The organism is Streptomonospora sediminis, assembly GCF_054778995.1.
The window spans coordinates 1-933 of sequence record NZ_BAAGYZ010000149.1; the positions used below are offsets into that span (position 1 = coordinate 1).

At 70.2% G+C, this 933-nt stretch carries 1 protein-coding gene; it reads right to left on the reverse strand.

The genetic code is table 11. From position 1 onward, the window contains the following. A partial coding sequence (locus ACYVD5_RS27920; RefSeq protein ID WP_461004160.1) for an acyltransferase domain-containing protein occupies positions 1 to 933 on the reverse strand: 933 nt, incomplete at both ends.

Consider the following 933-nt stretch of genomic DNA (forward strand, 5'->3'; position numbering starts at 1 on the left):
GCCACGAACGGGCCCCACGACACACCCAAACCCCGCACATACCCCTCGGCCAACGAAACCGCGAACCGCTCCAACCCGCCCTGGCCCCGCTGCAGACTCCCCAACGCCACCGCACCGGCACCGGCCGCAGAACCGGTACCGGACACGTCACCGAAGATGTCCTCCAGCGCCGGAACCAGCACCGGATGCGGACTCACCTCCACAAAAAACCGGTGCCCCGCACCCAGCAACTCCCGCACCGCCGGATCAAACCCCACCGGCCGGCGCAGATTCGCCGCCCAGTACTCCGGACCCAACTCCGCGGTATCCACCACCTCGCCGCGCACTGTTGAGAAGAACGGAACCCCCGCACTCACCGGCGCAATCCCGGCAAGATCGGCCGCAACCCGATCCGCCACCGCCTCCACCTGCGGCGAATGCGACCCGTAATCCACATCGATCCACCGCACCCGCACATCAGCGGCCTCGCACGCCTGCACGAACTCCGCAAGCGCCGCCGACTCCCCCGACACTGCCGTGGCGACCGGACCGTTGACCACCGCGACCGACAGCACCCCGTCCCACGGTTCCAGCAGTTCGGCCGTCCGCTGCACGCCCGCGGCGACCGAAACCATGCCGCCACGCCCCGACAACCGCTCCGCGATCACCCGCGCCCGCGCCACCACAACACGCGCACCATCGGCCAGCGACAAACCCCCCGCCACACACGCCGCCGCGATCTCACCCTGGGAATGGCCCACCACCGCCGCAGGCTCCACCCCGTGGGACCGCCACACCGCGGCCAACGACACCAGCACCGCCCACAACGCCGCCTGCACCACCTCCACCCGCTCCAACGCGGCACCCCCGCGCAGCAACTCCACAACCGAAAACTCCGCGAAAACCCCCAGCGCCGCATCGCACTCGGCCATCCGCGCCGCAAAAACCGGACTC